At 33.0% G+C, this 18,218-nt stretch carries 18 protein-coding genes; 15 read left to right on the forward strand and 3 right to left on the reverse strand.

The features are described 5' to 3' along the window. Positions 1 to 21 precede the first annotated feature (21 nt). From ACM591_RS05075 to ACM591_RS05095, 5 genes are all read left to right on the forward strand, one after another. Positions 22 to 1,002 (forward strand): YeiH family protein, encoded by a 981-nt coding sequence (locus ACM591_RS05075; protein ID WP_029378014.1) that lies wholly within the window; start codon positions 22 to 24, stop codon positions 1,000 to 1,002. Between the two features lie 71 nt (positions 1,003 to 1,073). Beyond that, positions 1,074 to 2,441 (forward strand): EVE domain-containing protein, encoded by a 1,368-nt coding sequence (locus ACM591_RS05080; protein ID WP_029378013.1) that lies wholly within the window; start codon positions 1,074 to 1,076, stop codon positions 2,439 to 2,441. A gap of 292 nt (positions 2,442 to 2,733) precedes the next feature. Then, complete coding sequence (locus ACM591_RS05085) at positions 2,734 to 3,117, forward strand: thiol-disulfide oxidoreductase DCC family protein (RefSeq protein ID WP_017722057.1); 384 nt, start codon at positions 2,734 to 2,736, stop codon at positions 3,115 to 3,117. 33 nt (positions 3,118 to 3,150) lie between these two features. Continuing rightward, on the forward strand, positions 3,151 to 4,014 hold the full coding sequence (gene rbsK, locus ACM591_RS05090; protein WP_326026938.1) for a ribokinase: 864 nt from the start codon (positions 3,151 to 3,153) through the stop codon (positions 4,012 to 4,014). Between the two features lie 181 nt (positions 4,015 to 4,195). Beyond that, complete coding sequence (locus ACM591_RS05095; RefSeq protein ID WP_029378011.1) at positions 4,196 to 4,645, forward strand: Dps family protein; 450 nt, start codon at positions 4,196 to 4,198, stop codon at positions 4,643 to 4,645. Positions 4,646 to 4,796: 151 nt separating this feature from the next. On the opposite strand, the gene deoD is transcribed toward ACM591_RS05095, so the two are convergent. After that, on the reverse strand, positions 4,797 to 5,507 hold the full coding sequence (gene deoD, locus ACM591_RS05100; RefSeq protein WP_038678924.1) for a purine-nucleoside phosphorylase: 711 nt from the start codon (positions 5,505 to 5,507) through the stop codon (positions 4,797 to 4,799). A gap of 173 nt (positions 5,508 to 5,680) precedes the next feature. Between deoD and deoC the strand changes: the two genes are divergently transcribed. The 4 genes from deoC (at position 5,681) to ACM591_RS05120 (ending at position 9,259) form a co-directional block, all read left to right on the forward strand. Beyond that, positions 5,681 to 6,343 (forward strand): deoxyribose-phosphate aldolase, encoded by a 663-nt coding sequence (gene deoC, locus ACM591_RS05105; protein ID WP_029378009.1) that lies wholly within the window; start codon positions 5,681 to 5,683, stop codon positions 6,341 to 6,343. A gap of 65 nt (positions 6,344 to 6,408) precedes the next feature. Then, complete coding sequence (locus tag ACM591_RS05110; protein ID WP_038678922.1) at positions 6,409 to 7,710, forward strand: pyrimidine-nucleoside phosphorylase; 1,302 nt, start codon at positions 6,409 to 6,411, stop codon at positions 7,708 to 7,710. 11 nt (positions 7,711 to 7,721) lie between these two features. Further along, complete coding sequence (gene deoB, locus ACM591_RS05115) at positions 7,722 to 8,909, forward strand: phosphopentomutase (RefSeq protein ID WP_326026937.1); 1,188 nt, start codon at positions 7,722 to 7,724, stop codon at positions 8,907 to 8,909. After that, entirely contained in the window at positions 8,906 to 9,259 is a 354-nt protein-coding gene (locus ACM591_RS05120; RefSeq protein WP_029378006.1) for a MauE/DoxX family redox-associated membrane protein, read from the forward strand. The genes deoB and ACM591_RS05120 overlap by 4 nt, the downstream gene beginning before the upstream one ends. 225 nt (positions 9,260 to 9,484) lie before the next feature. Here the strand turns inward: ACM591_RS05120 and ACM591_RS05125 are convergent, their stop codons facing one another. Further along, entirely contained in the window at positions 9,485 to 9,955 is a 471-nt protein-coding gene (locus ACM591_RS05125) for an S-ribosylhomocysteine lyase (RefSeq protein WP_029378005.1), read from the reverse strand. Between the two features lie 276 nt (positions 9,956 to 10,231). On the opposite strand from ACM591_RS05125, the gene ACM591_RS05130 reads away from it, so the two are divergent. From ACM591_RS05130 to ACM591_RS05140, 3 genes are all read left to right on the forward strand, one after another. Then, entirely contained in the window at positions 10,232 to 11,416 is a 1,185-nt protein-coding gene (locus ACM591_RS05130; RefSeq protein ID WP_029378004.1) for a M20 family metallopeptidase, read from the forward strand. Further along, the gene (gene ldmS / locus ACM591_RS05135; RefSeq protein WP_029378003.1) at positions 11,413 to 12,627 is read left to right on the forward strand and encodes an L-aspartate--L-methionine ligase LdmS; all 1,215 of its coding nucleotides are present in this window, start codon (positions 11,413 to 11,415) and stop codon (positions 12,625 to 12,627) included. Before ACM591_RS05130 ends, ldmS begins: the two co-directional genes overlap by 4 nt. 230 nt (positions 12,628 to 12,857) lie before the next feature. After that, positions 12,858 to 13,523, forward strand: coding sequence for a DUF2750 domain-containing protein (locus ACM591_RS05140; RefSeq protein WP_029378002.1), 666 nt, complete (start codon positions 12,858 to 12,860; stop codon positions 13,521 to 13,523). An 84-nt stretch (positions 13,524 to 13,607) separates the two neighbouring features. Here ACM591_RS05140 and coaW read toward each other — a convergent pair whose 3' ends face one another. Further along, the gene (gene coaW / locus ACM591_RS05145; RefSeq protein ID WP_029378001.1) at positions 13,608 to 14,405 is read right to left on the reverse strand and encodes a type II pantothenate kinase; all 798 of its coding nucleotides are present in this window, start codon (positions 14,403 to 14,405) and stop codon (positions 13,608 to 13,610) included. 301 nt (positions 14,406 to 14,706) lie between these two features. On the opposite strand from coaW, the gene ACM591_RS05150 reads away from it, so the two are divergent. From ACM591_RS05150 to ACM591_RS05160, 3 genes are all read left to right on the forward strand, one after another. Beyond that, a complete protein-coding gene (locus ACM591_RS05150) occupies positions 14,707 to 15,567 on the forward strand; it encodes a GNAT family N-acetyltransferase (RefSeq protein WP_029378000.1) in 861 nt (286 codons plus the stop codon). A gap of 109 nt (positions 15,568 to 15,676) precedes the next feature. Further along, complete coding sequence (gene rpoE / locus ACM591_RS05155) at positions 15,677 to 16,225, forward strand: DNA-directed RNA polymerase subunit delta (protein ID WP_042362308.1); 549 nt, start codon at positions 15,677 to 15,679, stop codon at positions 16,223 to 16,225. Positions 16,226 to 16,540: 315 nt separating this feature from the next. Beyond that, positions 16,541 to 18,151: a CTP synthase gene (locus ACM591_RS05160; RefSeq protein WP_418354441.1), complete on the forward strand. Its 1,611-nt coding sequence runs from the start codon at positions 16,541 to 16,543 to the stop codon at positions 18,149 to 18,151. Positions 18,152 to 18,218 lie beyond the last annotated feature (67 nt).

An 18,218-nucleotide genomic window follows, 5' to 3' on the forward strand; every position in this document is an offset into this window, starting at 1 on the left:
TTTAAATTGGGGGTGACAAGGTTGGATAAAGTAAGAGGAATTGTTATGACGTTGGTTATAGCGATGGTAGCTACTATAATGGGGAGCAAGTTTCCAATAATTGGAAGTGCTATTTTTGCTATAATATTTGGTATAATAATTAATAATGTATTCTTGATTCCCAAAAAATATGAAGCAGGTATCAAATTTAGCAGTAAGAAAATACTGCATTATAGTATCGTAGTGTTGGGATTTACACTAAGCTTTCAATCAATTGGTATCATTGGATGGAAATCATTACCAATTATTATTGTTACATTATGTGCAGCGTTTTTAGCAGTATTCTTATTGATGAAAATATTTAAAGTAAATGAGCATCTTAGTATATTGATTGGTGTCGGTACAGCGATATGCGGCGGTTCTGCCATCGCAGCAACAAGCCCAGTTATTAAGGCAAAAGAAAGTGAAGTTGCTTTTGCAATTTCAACTATTTTTTTATTTAATTTATTAGCTGTTTTTATCTTTCCACCTTTAGGTCACGTTATGCACATGAGTCAAAGTACATTTGGCTATTTTGGTGGAACAGCAATTAATGATACTTCAAGTGTGATTGCTGCCACATCAAATTATGGTAAAACATCATTAGAAACGGGTGCAATTGTAAAATTAACACGCACATTAATGATTATCCCAGTAGTATTATTTTTTACATATAGAACGATAAGAAAAGAAAGAGAAGCACAAGCAGATATATCAATTGCTAAAATCTTTCCGTGGTTTATTGTATGGTTTGTTGTAGCTTCCTTAATTAGTACTATTTTCAATTTTTCTCCAATAGTCATAAGCTTTTTCCAACAAGTAGCATTATTTTTAATTACAATGGCTATGGCGGGTATTGGTTTGAATGTTAACTTTAATCAATTTAAACAGGCTGGTTTTAAACCAATACTTCTTGGTTTAGTGACATGGGTTGTAGTGATTATTACAAGTTTGATAACAATGAAATTAGTTAACTTACTATAATGTTTGTTCTAAGTGAATTTTTTGAATATAATAGGAAAAATAGAATTATATATGAGATAAGGAGTATCTAAATGGTAGAGGAAACAAGTTATTTTTGGCTGAACTGCGGTTATAATCGCTGGAATCATAACGAACCAATGGTAGGGCAAACGACATTATTTGAATCAGGTGCACAATTTAATCCTTCACAAGGTTTCCGATCCTTTAAACAAGCTAAAGTAGGAGATAAAGTCGTCTTCTATCAAGTACAAATGGATACTGGATTATTAGGCTTTGGAGAAATTACAAGTGTTCAAACTGGTGCACAAAATAAAATTCGTGTTCATTTTCAGTTACAAGAACAACTGAAGCCCTTAACAGCTGATTATTTGAAGAGAAGTGACCAATTAGAATTTAGAATGAGCAACATGAAAGAAACACTCTTTAATCAAATTACAAAAGAAGAATTTGAATTAATCGTTAGTTTAGGTAAAGGGGAAACCAAAATACCTAGATACTTTTTTGTATCAGAAGCACAAGAGTTTGAACCTAATTCATATAATACAATATACACGCATACGTATAATGGTATTAAACGAAATGGCTACCATTTTTATACGCAACTTGAAATTGGGGATAAAATCGTTTTTTATAATAAGAAACGAGATCAATCTGTCATTGGTATAGGAGAAGTCAGTAAGCATATACATGAAAAGGCACCGATACCTGGCAGGACCAATAGTACTGCTATAGAAGTTTATTTTGAAAAAGAAATTGAACCTGTATCACTTGGTACATTGAACAAGCATCCTAAATTAAAAAATATTTATTTTTTACAAGAAAATGCTAAACAGGCTATTGCTAGCTTGTCACAAGTACAATTTGAAGCAATTCTTGATATGAGCGCAAATGATGGTCTGAAATCGCAATTTGAGTCCGTTCCTACTGAAAATGTCATTGATAAAGTACAAGAAGAATTAAAACCATTCATTTTGCTAGTTGTAGATAAGGGCGAAGGTCTTAAAGCAGCAGAGGACTTATTACAGAAGACTAACGCGAACCCTGTAATTACAACAGGACACCCTGACTTTAAAGAAGATATGCTCTATGGTAAATATTTACCAAATGAGGCAGGCGCGCTATATTATAGAGAAGGATTTATTACTAACCTCATGCCTCGAAAAGATAAAAGCTATTTAGTGATAGACAACTTTAATCGAATTGATCCAGATGTATTCCAAGCTTATATTAACGTGTTGGAAGGTTATGAAGTGACACTACCACGTTATAATAAAGATGGCACAATGGTAAAATGGTCTAGAAAGAAAGATTCATATTATCACTTTAACCCTAATTGGCATATTGTGGGTGTAACGTATGATAATGTAAATGATATTAAACAAAAATATACTGAACAATTTTTAAAATACACTAGAATTGTGAAGGTAAATCAAGATTAATCTAAATTAACATCACTATTCATAGATGACATATCACAAATATTTCAACCGTCTATCATGTTTAAGGTTGAGGTGTTTTTTAAACACGTAAATTAGCTTACAATCGTCTTATTTTATAGACGAGGTAAGCTTTTTTTATTGTAATGATTTATTTTTATAAATTGAATAAAAGCTCAATTGTAGTTGGTAGCAGTATGATTTATTTTATGTAATTTAGGTTATAATAATGTTAGGAACATTTTAATTTATGAATAATTAACTTTAAAGTTATATAATATAAGGAGTGTTGAATATGCCAATAGTTTATTACGATAGCAATTGTGTTTATTGTTATAATTATGCAATATGGCTGATACAAAAAGGTTTGTCTAGACGCTATCAATTCGCATCATTACAAGGCGAAACAGCACAAAACCTATTATCAAACTATCCTGAAACACAACAATATGATAGCGTTATATTACAAGAAGGAGATCATTTAGAATATAAATCAGATGCAATTACAACGTTAATAACGTCATTGACTAATTATAAATGGATAGGGATACTATTACATTTAACACCTAAATTTATTAGAGATTTAGGTTATCAATTATTTGCTGACAATAGAAACCATATGTGGAAAACACATTGGCATCAGCCGAATGATTATGAGAAATCTTTCTTTATTGATTAATGAATTTCAACTGAAACTACGGAGGATACAGACATGGGAAAAATTATAGTGATAGGTAGCGCATCAATTGATTTGGTAGTACAAACAGAAATCTTACCTGAAACGGGAGAAACGGTGATGGGGAAATCTTTCTTTACTAATCCAGGAGGCAAAGGTGCAAATCAGGCAGTCGCAGCAGCTCGACTAAGTAATGAAGTTTATATGATTGGTGCTGTAGGTGACGATGATAATGGCAAACAAATTCTATCAAATTTAGAACAGAATAATGTGAACACAACTTATATGGATACTATAGAAAATGAGAAATCTGGGACCGCCCATATTACTCTATTTGACGATGATAACCGCATCATTGTAGTACCTGCAGCAAACAATTATGTAACAGCAGAAAGTGTGCTACCAAAACTTGAGAATTTTAGTGCAGGAGACATTATTGTAATGCAACACGAAATACCTGAATCAACGATAAAAGACGTTGTTGATTATGCTATTGACCATAATATGAAGGTTATATTAAATCCGGCACCATATCGAAAATTGTCTAACACAATAATCGATAAAGTAACATGGTTAACACCAAATGAGACTGAAAGTGAGTTGCTATTTGATAATCAAGTTGATGATGCATTAAAGGCATATCCACATAAATTGATTGTCACTAAAGGTGCCTCTGGTGCAATGTATTATAGTGATTCTCAACAATTAGTTGAAGGCTACAAAAAGCAAGTAGTTGATACTACAGGCGCAGGCGATACATTTAATGGTGCTTTAGCAGTAGCACTAATTGAGAATAAACCATTAGAACAAGCAGTTGCTTTTGCTAATTTAGCAGGCAGTTATTCAGTGACTGGCCTAGGAGCTCAAAGTGCAATGCCATACAGAAAAGACCTAGAATAAACCTAAGGTGCTTTGTTATAATATAAGTGGCTTTTTCAACTTGAACCTAGATTAAAATAATTCTAATTTATCAGTGTATTCCTCTTTACAGATTGTAATTATTATTATATAATATTTATTGTAATCAAGGATTTGTGTCGTCTCTTATGACGGTAATGAATTTTAAAAGGAGAGATTTTTTATGGCAAAAAGTAATGAAGAAGTAGTAAAAGTATTAAATCAACAAGTAGCAAACTGGACAGTAGCATTCACCAAATTACACAATTTTCATTGGTACGTAAAAGGGCCAAATTTCTTCTCACTACACACTAAATTTGAAGAATTATATGATGAAGCAAGCCAATACATTGATGATTTAGCTGAACGAATTTTAGCAACAGGCGGTAATCCAGTAGCAACTTTAAAAGAAAGTCTAGAACTTTCAATTATCGAAGAAGCTGGAAAAGGTTATAAAGCCGAAGAAATGGTTGAAGAGCTTTCAAAAGACTTCGATAATATATCAAAACAGTTAGAACAAGCAATTGAAGTTGCTTCAAATGCAGAAGACGATGTAACTGAAGATATGTTCATTGGTATGCAAACAAACATTGATAAACATAACTGGATGTTAAAATCTTATTTAGGTAGATAACCCATTCAAGATAAAATATAAGTAAATATAAAAAGAAGCTTTTCAGACATTTAGTGTACTGAGAAGCTTCTTTTTAGTTATCTTAAAAAATTAAAAACTATACTGTAAATGGATTAATACAGTATAGCTTTTAAGTAAGGTTAATATTGAGTTATTCTGCGATTTCTAATGCAATTTCCATCATTTGAGTAAATGAGTTTTGACGTTCTTCAGCTGTTGTAGCTTCATCGCGTAATATATGGTCACTTACAGTGAAGATACCTAAGGCCTTTTTATTTGCATGAGTAGCATTTAAATATAATGCTGCTGATTCCATTTCTATACCTAAGACTCCCATACGTTGCCATCTTTCATTGAATGTTTCGTCAGCATTATAGAATGTGTCAGACGATAAGATATTACCAACATGAGTTGTTGCACCAATATCATCTGCTTTTTGTTTTGCTTTTAATATTAAGTCAAAATCTGCCAACGGTGCAAAATGGCCAGGAATGTTATATTGCTCAACATAACTAGAATTTGTTGAAGCACCTTGAGCAATAATAACGTCATAAAGGTTTACATTTTCTTGTAATGCACCACAAGAACCGATGCGAATAATCGTTTCAACGTCAAAGAAATTATAAAGTTCATAAGAATAGATACCAATACTTGGTACGCCCATTCCAGATCCCATTACTGATACTTCCTTGCCATTGTATGTACCTGTATAGCCGAACATATTACGTACTTCGTTAAACTGTTCAACATTTTCTAAATAATTATCAGCAATATATTTTGCTCGAAGCGGATCGCCTGGCATTAATACAGTTTTAGCGATTTTAGTCCCATTAGGTTGAATATGAGGTGTTGCTTTTGTCATAGTCATCTTCTCCTTTAAATTCTTTATCAAATTAAAGATAACATTTGTTTATTATTTTTGCTAATTTTTGTAATATAGAGATAAAGAAAAGTTATTTATTAAGGATATGTTATTAATTTTGCTTTATAATTATGAGTGGTATGAAAACATATAGATAATTAGGAGGATTTAATATGAATTACGCAAAATATATAGATCACACATTACTTAAACCAGAGTCTACGAGAGCTCAAATTGATAAAATTATTGAGGAAGCTAAATCATTTAGCTTTAAATCAGTTTGTATCAATCCTACACATGTTAAATATGCTGCAGAACAACTTAAAGATTCTGATGTATTAGTATGTACGGTTATCGGATTTCCTTTAGGTGCATCTACAACAGAAACAAAAATGTTTGAAGTTGAAGATGCGATTAAAAATGGTGCGTCTGAAGTAGATATGGTTATTAATATTGGTGCGCTAAAAGACGGTCGTTTTGATGAAGTTCAGAAGGATATTGAAGGTGTAGTAGGCGCTGCTAATGGAAAAACAGTTAAAGTTATCATTGAGACATGCCTATTAACAGACGAAGAGAAAGTTAAAGCGTCAGAATTAAGTAAAGCAGCAGGTGCTGATTTTGTTAAAACTTCAACAGGTTTTGCAGGTGGAGGTGCTACTCCAGAAGATGTAAAATTAATGAAAGATACTGTAGGAGAAGACTTAGAAGTTAAGGCTTCTGGTGGCGTAAGAAACCTAGATGATTTTAATCAAATGCTTGAAGCTGGCGCTACACGTATTGGTGCAAGCGCTGGTGTTCAAATCATTCAAGGTTTAGAAAGTAATTCTGACTATTAATCAATTATTGAACATGGGAATATCAATGTTTTTACGTCTTTATTTGAAAAGGGAGGCCAACTCATATGAGAATGGTAGATATTATTGAAAAAAAACGTGATGGACAAGTATTGACTAAACAAGAGATTGAGTACTTTATTGAGGAATATACCAATGGTAATATTCCGGATTATCAAGCATCAAGTTTAGCTATGGCGATATATTTTCAAGACATGAATGATGATGAACGTGCAGCACTAACAATGGCTATGGTGAATTCTGGCGATGTCATAGACTTATCTAATATTGATGGGATTAAGGTAGATAAGCATTCAACTGGTGGCGTGGGTGATACAACTACACTAGTATTAGCGCCTTTAGTAGCATCAGTAGGCGTACCTGTAGCCAAAATGAGTGGCCGTGGTCTAGGACATACTGGTGGGACGATTGATAAATTAGAATCTGTAGCAGGTTTCCATGTGGAAATTAGTGAAGATAAATTTGTTAAATTAGTCAACGAAGCGAAAGTCGCAGTGATAGGTCAAACAGGCAACCTTACACCAGCAGATAAAAAATTATATGGCCTTCGTGACGTTACGGGGACTGTAAATTCAATTCCATTAATTGCTTCATCAATCATGAGTAAAAAAATTGCTGCAGGTGCAGATGCTATTGTTTTAGATGTGAAAACAGGTAATGGTGCGTTTATGAAGACAATTGAAGAAGCTGAAGCGTTGGCGCACGCAATGGTTCGCATCGGTAACAGTGTAGGTAGAAATACGATGGCTATCATTTCTGATATGGGTCAACCACTAGGTAATGCCATTGGAAATGCTCTAGAAGTCAAAGAAGCAATTGAAACTTTACAAGGTAAAGGACCAAAAGACCTTACAGAATTAGTGATGACATTAGGCTCACAAATGGTAGTTGTAGGTGGTAAAGCTAAGGATTTAGACGAAGCACGTCAATTGTTAGAAAATGCAATTCAAAATGGTTCAGCACTAGAAACATTTAGAACATTTTTAGAAAATCAAGATGGTGACGGTTCAGTTGTGGATGATGTAAAAAAATTACCACAAGCTAAATATCAAATTCAATTACCATCAACAAAGACAGGTGTTGTAACTGAAATCGTTGCTAATGAGATAGGCGTTGCTTCGATGATGTTAGGTGCAGGTAGACAAACAAAAGAAGATGATATTGATTTAAGTGTTGGTCTCGTATTGCATAAAAAAGTAGGAGACAAGGTGAATGAAGGAGAAGCATTATTAACTATTCACAGTAATAAAGAGCAAATTGATGACGTCAAAGACAAACTCAATGAAAATATTACGATAAGTCAAACTGGTACCGAACCGACATTGATTCATAAAATTATTACCGAATAGGAGTGAACGTCATGACTACACCATTTAAACGTGTACATTTAATCGTTATGGATTCAGTTGGTATTGGAGAAGGCCCCGATGCTAAAGCTTTTAACGATGAAGGCAGTCATACATTAAAACACACATTAGAAGGATTTAATCAAAATTTACCTAACTTACAAAAGCTAGGTCTAGGTAACATTGATCCTTTGCCAATTATTGGACAAGAGTCACAACCACAAGCGTTTTATACTAAAATGAGTGAAGCATCAGTAGGTAAAGACACAATGACTGGTCATTGGGAAATTATGGGGCTAAATATAATGCAACCTTTCAAAGTATATCCTGAAGGCTTTCCTGAAGAGCTTGTTAGTGAAATTGAATCATTAACTGGTCGTAAGGTTGTGGCAAATCGTCCTGCCTCAGGAACGCAGATTATTGATGAGTGGGGAGAGCATCAAATGAAAACAGGTGATTTGATAGTGTATACATCAGCGGATCCTGTGCTTCAAATTGCTGCGCATGAGGATATTATACCTTTAGAAGAGTTATATGATATCTGTGAAAAGGTTAGAGAGTTAACTAAAGATCCAAAATATTTGATAGGTAGAATTATTGCTAGACCATATATAGGTGAGCCTGGTTCATTTAAAAGAACATCTAATAGACACGATTATGCTTTAAAACCGTTTGGCAGAACAGTAATGAATGAATTAAAAGATAACGGCTATGATGTGATTGCCTTAGGTAAAATCAATGATATCTTTGATGGGGAAGGCGTTACAGAATCAATTCGTACTAAAGATAATATGGATGGTATGGATAAATTAGTTGAAACTGTACAGCGAGACTTTAATGGTATGAGTTTTTTAAATCTTGTTGATTTCGATGCTTTATATGGTCATCGTCGTGATAAAGGCGGTTATGCACAAGCCCTTAAAGAGTTTGATGAGCGTCTACCAGAGCTTATTAATCATTTGCAAGAAGACGACTTAGTGATTATTACAGCCGACCATGGAAATGATCCGACTGCAGATGGCACAGATCATACAAGAGAGTTTGTACCAGTATTGATGTTTAGCCCTAAAATTAATGACTACCAAGAATTAACAGTCGATAGCACATTCAGTTCTCTAGGAGCGACGATTGCAGATAACTTTGGCGTGAAATTACCAGAGTTTGGCAGAAGCTATTTAAAAGAAATGGGTGTTGAAAAGTGAATAAAATAACGAGAGTAATTTTTGGTATTGTCTTTAGCATTGCTGGTATTTTGCATTTTAAAGATGAGCAAAAATTTAGAGCAATCATACCAACATATCTTCCGTTTAGAAAAGCAGCAGTATTAATCACTGGTGTGTTTGAAGTGATTTTTGGTTTGTTATTGCTAGCTCGCAAACCTTCGACATGCTTGAAAAAGGCTATCATTGCGTTTTTATTGGCTGTGTTTCCGGCTAATATATACATGGCGCGTAATAATATTCCATTAGGTGGTAAAGAACTACCAAAGTGGGCATTGTACGGTAGACTTCCGCTGCAGTTTGTCATGATCAAAATGATAAGTAAACTATAAGTTATGGCTTGAATAAAGGGAAACGCTTCAAAGTGTGCATTGAAAAATGTCTGATTTGAAGCGTTTTTAAGTGGAAATTAGAATGTTATATATTTACGAATAAAAAATTTATGATTTATAAAAAGATGAAATTAGACATGAGATTGTATGTCTAACTTCATCTTTTTTGTTAATAATAAGTAATTGTTTAAGGTTTATTTTCTTTGTAAAGGTTTTAGTTTAAAGTTACTTATTTTCACCATAAATATCGTGCCATTCATCTTTTTTATCTAAAAATGTTTGCGCGATTTCTTTTGCGCCTTCTAATGAATGACTCGCCGCCCAACCACATTGCACTTCATTACAAGCTGGTACCTCTGTAGCATTTAACACGTCTTGAATTGTTTTTTCGATGATTTGTAGTACATCTTTATAATCATCATGGTTGATGAATGAAACATAAAAACCAGTCTGACAACCCATTGGACTGATATCAACGACTTTATCTGAATGATTACGGATATTTTCGGCCATAAGATGTTCTAATGAGTGCAATCCTGGCATATCCATATGTTCTTTATTTGGTTGTTTGAAGCGAATGTCATATTTATGAATAACATCACCGTTTGCACCTTCCATTTTTCCTGCAAGTCTTACAAATGGCGCAGATACAATTGTGTGGTCTAAATTGAAGCTTTCAACATTCATTTTTGGCATGGCGTTATCCTCCTAATATTTTACATAAACTAATTGTAACAAGACCAAACAGTATTTACAATTTCTGTATTTGGGTAAAACCATAGAGTAGCTAACAATTATTATAAATTTCAGAAAATTGATGACAGAATCTGATAAACCCGATAAAATAAGTAATGATTAAAACAGGTTTTGTACATTATGAATTGTAAATTGTGTTATTAAATAAATTACTTATTGCGTTTCATTTTAGTGTCAATCGCTATAAAGGCAATATTAGGAGGGCGTATTTATACTATGGAAAACAAACAAATTATTTTAGACTACATAGAGAATGATAAATATAAATTTTTGGAAATGAGTCATCAAATACATCAAAGACCTGAATTAGGGAACGAAGAAATTTTTGCATCAAGGTCATTGATTGAAATATTAGACGGAAATGATTTTGAAGTTGAAACAGATATCGCTGGTCATGCTACTGGTTTTATAGCTAGATATGAATCAGCTTTGCCTGGTCCTACAATAGGATTTTTAGCTGAATATGATGCATTACCAGGTTTAGGTCATGCTTGTGGTCACAATATTATTGGAACGGCAAGTACTTTTGCGGGTATTGCGCTAAAACAGCTTATAGATAAAGTTGGAGGAAAAGTTATTGTACTTGGATGTCCTGCTGAAGAAGGTGGAGAAAATGGCAGCGCTAAAGCAACTTACGTTAAAGAAGGTGTGATTGACGAGTTAGATATTGCGTTAATGGTGCACCCAGGAAATGAAACTTATAGAACGATTAATACATTAGCAGTCGATGTTTTAGATATTAAATTTTATGGTAAAAGTACACATGCTTCTGAAAATGCTGATGAAGCAAGAAATGCATTGGATGCAATGATTTCTTATTTTAATGGTGTAGCACAATTAAGACAACATATTAAAAATGGCCAACGTGTACATGGTGTCATATTAGATGGTGGTAAGGCGGCTAACATTATACCGGACTATACGCATGCACGTTTTTATACAAGAGCAACTTCGCGCCAAGAATTAGATATACTAACAGAACGGGTAGGACAAATTGCAAAAGGTGCAGCCATTCAAACTGGATGTGATTATGAATTTGGACCAATACAAAATGGCGTAAATGAATTTATAAAATCTTCTAAGCTAGACGATTTGTTTGTAAAATATGCAACTGAAATGGGAGAAGCTGTTATAGATGATGATTTTGGATATGGCTCAACAGATACGGGGAACGTAAGTCATATCGTCCCTACAATACATCCTCATATTAAAATAGGATCTCGCAATTTAGTTGGTCATACACATAGATTTCGTGAAGCTGCAGCAAGTACACAAGGTGATAATGCCTTAATTAGAGGAACGAAGATTCTTGCCTTAATGGGTTTAGAATTAATCACTAATAAATCGGTGTTTGATGAAATTATCGAGCAACACCGATATATAAAGGAGCATAAAAAATGACTAATCCAAGCTCTCTACGTCCTCAACTAACACTTAGTGATCTATATGATTCTAGTATTGTCTATACTTCACGGCCGTCATATGTTTCAAATCCTTGGTTAGAGCCTGAAGAACATCAATCTAATTTTCTAACTGGTAGAGAGCTCATCATCGCTAACCAAATGCCTGTGATAGTACATGAGGCATGTGTTACAAATAAATTGAAAATTTTGTTTGAAGCAGTGGGGAAATCCATGCCTTCAAATATTATCCAATTTAATAATCAAAGAAGTTATGAACAAGTGATTCAAGATTTAGCATTGAATGACAATAAAAAAATATACTTCCAATATATTCATGGTGAAGATATTGTAAACAAAGCACATTATGCATTAAACAAAGATGTTTTTACGGCCTTAAATAATAAAGCACGTATCCCAGAGTGGACTAATTACAAATATTTACCTAAAAGAGAAGTTATAGCAATTGATGATTTTGAACATGCGGTTTCTTTTTGGGAATTTCCATTTGTTTTAAAACCAGGCGACGACCTACCTACTGCAGGTGGATATGGTGTTATGATTTGTAATAATGAAAAAGATTTAGAACAAGCTAAAATCCGGATTGAACAAGCTAAAAGTGAAACAGACACAATCATTATAGAACAAAAAGTAGAGGCAGTTACGAATTATTGCGTGCAATATGCATATTCTAAAGCAACAGGTATTCAATATATTGGTACATCCGATCAAATTACAGATGATTATGGTTCTTACAAAGGTAATCAAAATACACATGATGTTCCACAATCGGTCATTCAAGCTGGTAGAGAAATAATGGAAATAGGTGTAGCGGAGGGATATTTTGGTATCGCTGGATTCGATTTGTTATTAGATAAGCATGGAGAAGTATTTGCTATAGATTTAAATTTTAGACAAAATGGCTCAACGAGTATGTTATTACTAGAACCTATATTACGAGGTGAATATCATAAATTCTTTAGTTATATAGCACCAGATAATTGTGATAATGAACAATTTTTCAAGATAATTAAGAAATATGTAGATAAAGGCATATTATTTCCGTTATCTTACTATGATGGTGATTGGTATAAGGATGAAGCTGTTAAGTCGAGGTTTGGTTGTATTTGGCATGGAGAAAGTAAAGCATTAGTAGAATCTATGGAGCGACAGTTTTTAGAAGAACTGAAAAAAGGAGAATCTCATTTATAGAAACTTTCAAGGGTGGATGCATGCAATTTTATCAGTTATTATAAGGTGGCTAATATCTCTCTAATTGTAAGCATAAGATACCATTGCAGTAGCAATTGTTCGCTGTTACAGTTCTATCATGAATGTCGATTGTATAGCGTCTCGTTTATTATCAGCGATTGACTAGAGTCATGCAGTCCTTTATATTCTTAATATAGGTAAATTATTATGAATGGATTGAAGGTGTATTGATGTCTTATAAAGAAAGTTCATTTTTTAAAGAAATATTAATTAATGAAGTGTTTTATGTAGCAACGAAAGCAAAGGAATTAATCAGACAAGAAATAGATGAAAATAAAGTCGTATGTACTTGGACTGATAAAGAGACTGCTGAAGCTTATTTGAAAAAACAAAAAATTGATTACGATAAAATCAAAAAGATAGATATCGATCGTTTTGTAACTTATGAAATAGATAATGTCTTTGACGCTAACGAACAAGTATTGATGAATCCTACCTCTGAGAAAGACGGTGAACTTATACCAATCGCAGAAGTTACGGATGAATTAATGTCTGATTTAGATAATATTCGATTGAAAGAATTTGTTAAGGATGTCGCTAAAGAAGATGCAGTGTTCGGTTTGACAAATAAAAGCGTTAAACAATTTCTTATGATTAGTGATGACTCACATCAAAGACCTAATATTATGCCTGTTTGGAGTATCAAAAATAGAGCTGAGAAGGTAAGAGATGAAGACTTTGAAGAGTGTGACATTATAGAAGTGGAAGGCGAAGTCTTTGCCGAATGGTTAGATAACCTACGAGATGATGACAACGCAGTTGCAATTGATTTGAAACCAGGCGTTTTAGGTAGTGTAGTACCTGCGCAAAAAGTAATAGATCAGCTTCCTTTTTAAAATAAAAGGGCTCTAAGACATAAAAAATATGTCTAAGGGCCCTTTTGTCTTTATTAGATAGTAATAACTTAAATGAAATTAAGATTATAAATGAATAGCACCGAGAGCACCTGAAAAGGCACCATGTTCAATATAATAAGGTTTGAAGCCTCTTAATACGGTATAGTCTTTAACGACTTCTTTTAATAATTCATTATTATGAAATGACGAACCGATATATGCAACATTTTCTGTGTTATGCTCTCTAGCTACGGTAATTGACATCGTAGTAATAACTTCACCGACGACACCAATAACAGAGGCTAATTTATCCGCTTCTGTAAAGTTAGTATCTAAATTATGTAAGACATTACCAAAGTTTGCTGCTGTTAAATCACCAGATATTGGTGGCTCACTATCTTTGTATATGTGTTTTACTTTCAAGTCAATAATATCTCTATTACCATTTTGAGCAGTATCAGTTAAATTTTTATAGTCTTTAATTCCGGTTAACAAGTAACCTAAGCCTTGTATCATACCGCCACCAGTGCCGACACCACCGACACGCTGTTGACTGTTTCCATTAGAGAAATGTATAGAAGTGCCGGTACCCACATTGGTGAAAATGTAGTCATCTAAAAAGTGACCTTGTTCTTCAAGTAGTATTTCTAGCCCTTTGGCAGCGGCATCAAATTCAACAAAAACACGTGAAGCAAAATTTAATTTTTCATTTATGAGTGCAGCATTACCGCCAGTTAAACTGATACTTTCACAGTCTTGTTGATTCAACCATTCTATGACATCATCGATTTCCGTTGTTAATCTTGTATTGTATTCACGTTTATCGGCATAATCTTGAACAATTTTAATAAGCGTTCCACCAGCATCGATGCCAATTTTCATCTAAAATTCCTCCTAAAAATTTCCATTTTAACTAATAGTATAATAAAATTTAAGAAAATCAACTATGAATTTACTAGAGTAGCAATTTCTTCACTTGAATTAAGCTTTATATTATAAAAAATAAATGTGCAAAAGATATAAACACATATTTTGGCTTTTTAATATGCATTTTAAGAGTTGAAATTCTAAATTATTAACAGTCAATGAATAGTTTTTTAAATTAATTCTAGATTTATAGATTATTTTATGTGTAATAGTGGTATTAATAATTACTACTACGTTTTAAATAGGGGATATTGAAATGGTGATTAAGCAAAATTTTGAAAATATTATAGTACAAGTGTTTGAAGAGAAGTATAGACAGGCACTTTATGATTTTAATTTAAATGAACGTCAACAAATCTATTCGTCTTTACCGAAAGATGTATTAGATGATGCCATAAATGATGAGGATAGGATTGCTAACATTGCACTAAATGAATCGGGAGATGTTATTGGATTTTTTGTGTTACATCAATATTATCAGCATGAAGGATATGATACGCCTAACCAAGTTATTTATGTTAGGTCTTTATCCGTAAATGAAGATTACCAAGGTTATGGGTACGGCACAAAGATGATGATGTATTTGCCTCAATATGTTCAAGATTTATTTCCGAATTTTAATCATTTATATCTTGTGGTTGATGCGGAGAACAAAGGTGCATGGAATGTATATGAACGTGCAGGTTTTATGCATGCTGCAACGAAAGAAGAAGGGCCAATTGGTAAAGAAAGATTATATTATTTAGATTTGGATTCTAAGCATGTCTCGTCTTTAAAGTTAAGACCTAATACAGATGAACAACCCTTTAACATACACATCATAGACTTAATAAAAGATGATCAAAAAGTTGGTTTTATAGCTATTGAGAGACACGATGGACGAATGAATATTTCTAAGATTGAAGTCAATAAAGATAAAAGAAATCACGGTATTGCAGAAAGTGCCTTGAGACAATTAGCAACATATGTCAGAAAACATTTTAATGATGTAGAACTTTTGACAATTACCCTCTATGGAGAGAATAATGAATTAAAACCATTGTGTATAAATAGTAATTTTGTTGAAATTGAGGCAGCTGATGATTTTATTGTCTTTGAAAAATATATAAATTACTAAATGCGATTGCGAAATCAGGCATTGTCATTTATAATTTACATTTGTTATTATTACTTATGATAAACTTAGTACTGAATTGGATAAATGCCTTTGAAAGGAAGAATAAATAATGAGAATTCAAGATTATACAAAAGAAATGGTTGATGAGAAATCATTTATCGATATGGCTTACACATTATTAAGTGAAAAAAATGATACGATGAACTTATACGATATCATTGATGAATTTAAAGCATTAGGACACTATGAAGACGAACAAATTGAAGATAGAATCGTTCAATTCTATACAGATTTAAACACAGATGGACGTTTTCTAAATGTTGGAGAAAATATTTGGGGTTTACGTGATTGGTATTCAGTTGCTGACATCGAAGAAAAAATCGCTCCAACAATTCAAAAATTCGACATCTTAGATGATGATGCTGAAGAAGACAAAAACTTAAAATTACTTGGTGAAGATGAAACTGATGACGATGATGATATTCCAGCAGTAACGGATGACCAAGAAACATTAAATGACCCAGAAGATCCTGAAGAAGACGATGTAGATGAAGATCTAAATGAAACAGATATCGTTATCGATGAGGATGATGAAGATTTTGATGATGAAGAAGACGAAGAAGATGATGAAGAGGACGATGAAGATTTAGAAGAATAATTCTTCGAGATTTAATTGACTTTTTCCAGGAACATGATAAAATTTTATTCGGGCTCCTTTAAATAGGACGACGTGTATAAATAATATACGCTCCCCCTTACAACCATGTGAGAGGGAGCGATTTTTTTATTTAAATTACTATATAAGCTTTATAATATTTTTAATTTAGGTGATTGTTTGTAAAGGCAATTCGTATGTATAAATCATTTGCTATGTAAAAGCTATCCCGCAAATTAATTAACCACTGAATTGGAAATGTGTTTGTCAATCATAGGTATTGAAGGAAATTACTGTTTTAATAATAGGAGGCAGAACATGACAAAATTTATTTTTGTAACTGGTGGAGTTGTTTCTTCATTGGGTAAAGGTATCACAGCAGCATCTTTAGGTAGATTATTAAAAGATAGAGGATTAAAAGTAACTATCCAAAAATTTGATCCTTATTTAAACGTAGACCCAGGTACGATGAGTCCGTATCAACATGGTGAAGTATTTGTAACGGATGATGGTGCAGAGACAGACCTAGACTTAGGACATTATGAAAGATTTATTGATATAAATCTAAATAAATATTCAAATGTAACTGCAGGTAAAGTCTATTCTCATGTATTGAAAAAAGAGCGTCGCGGTGATTATTTAGGCGGCACTGTACAAGTTATCCCACATATTACGAATGAAATAAAAGAGCGTTTACTTTTAGCAGGGGAAAGTACAAATGCAGATGTTGTTATCACTGAAATCGGTGGCACAACTGGTGATATTGAATCATTACCGTTTATTGAAGCAATTAGACAAATTCGTAGTGATTTAGGCCGTGAAAATGTAATGTACGTACATTGTACGTTACTGCCTTATATTAAAGCTGCTGGTGAAATGAAAACAAAACCAACACAGCATAGTGTGAAAGAATTACGTGGTCTTGGTATTCAACCGGACTTAATTGTAGTTAGAACAGAATATGAATTAACACAAGATTTAAAAGATAAAATTGCGTTATTCTGTGATATTGATAAAGCAAGTGTTATTGAATGTCGTGATGCTGAATCGCTTTATGAAATCCCATTACAATTAAGTAACCAAGATATGGATGACATTGTGATAAAACGTTTACAGTTAAACGCGAAATATGAAACTCAACTAGATGAATGGCAATATCTATTAGATACTGTGAATAGTTTAGATGGAAAAATAACAATAGGTTTGGTAGGTAAGTATGTAAGTTTACAAGATGCTTATCTTTCAGTCGTAGAATCATTAAAACACGCTGGATACCCATTGAAAAAAGATATTGAAGTAAAATGGATTGATTCCAGTGAAGTAACAGATGAAAACGTCTCAGAAGTTCTAGCAGATGTAGATGGTATTTTAGTACCAGGTGGGTTTGGTTTCCGTGCAAGTGAAGGAAAAATATCTACGATTAAATATGCGCGTGAAAATAATGTACCTTACTTTGGTATTTGTTTAGGTATGCAACTTGCCACTGTTGAGTTTGCTAGAAATGTAATTGGTCTTGAAGGTGCACATTCTGCGGAGTTAGATCCTAATACACCACACCCAATTATTGACTTATTACCTGAACAAAAAGACATTGAAGATTTAGGTGGTACTTTACGATTAGGATTATATCCTTGTCATATTCAAGAGGGTACTTTAGCTCATAGTATTTACAACGAAACAAATATTGAAGAAAGACATCGTCATCGTTATGAATTTAATAATGACTATAGAGAACAGCTTGAAGCGAACGGAATGGTATTCTCCGGTACAAGTCCAGATGGTCGTTTGATTGAAATGGTAGAGATTCCTGAAAATGACTTCTTTGTTGCTTGTCAGTTCCATCCAGAATTTTTATCAAGACCTAATCGTCCTCAACAAATTTTCAAAGCGTTTATTGAAGCGTCATTAAAACATAAACAAAGTAAATAATATATAGATTAAACGCGATATCAGAAAGTTAGTATTTAACTAATTTCTAAATATCGCGTTTTTTATA

The organism is Staphylococcus sp. Ze2, assembly GCF_048568365.1.
Classification (GTDB): Bacteria; Bacillota; Bacilli; order Staphylococcales; family Staphylococcaceae; genus Staphylococcus; species Staphylococcus xylosus.